The following is a 360-nucleotide window of genomic DNA, read 5'->3' as shown; positions in this document are numbered from 1 at the left end:
CCTAAAAAACGTATTCTCATCGCTTTGAATATCAAAAAGGAGAGAACTGATTTAGTCCTCTCCAGGATATGACTTTTCGTTAACCCACTACAGTTGACAAAGGGCAAAAAAACTAGTATCGGGAAGACAGGATTCGAACCTGCGACACCTTGGTCCCAAACCAAGTACTCTACCAAGCTGAGCTACTTCCCGAGAACAATCTAAAAACGGAGTCATGAGACTTCGTTCTAATATGCACCCTAGAGGAGTCGAACCTCTAACCGCCTGATTCGTAGTCAGGTACTCTATCCAGTTGAGCTAAGGGTGCTCTTCATCATACTAAATACATTATAACATAAAAGTCAAAAAAATCAAACTTTT

The 360-nt window shown here is 40.6% G+C and carries 2 tRNA genes; both read right to left on the bottom strand.

What is annotated here, in order from left to right:
• Positions 1 to 118: 118 nt before the first annotated feature.
• Positions 119 to 192 (bottom strand) — tRNA-Pro (locus STRDD04_RS10305).
• Positions 193 to 233: 41 nt separating this feature from the next.
• Positions 234 to 307 (bottom strand) — tRNA-Arg (locus STRDD04_RS10300).
• Positions 308 to 360: the final 53 nt, after the last annotated feature.

Source organism: Streptococcus sp. DD04 (assembly GCF_001578725.1).
GTDB classification, from domain to species: Bacteria; Bacillota; Bacilli; order Lactobacillales; family Streptococcaceae; genus Streptococcus; species Streptococcus sinensis.
Note: the sequence above shows the minus strand (reverse complement) of the source record. Positions and strands in the feature narration are given on the sequence as shown.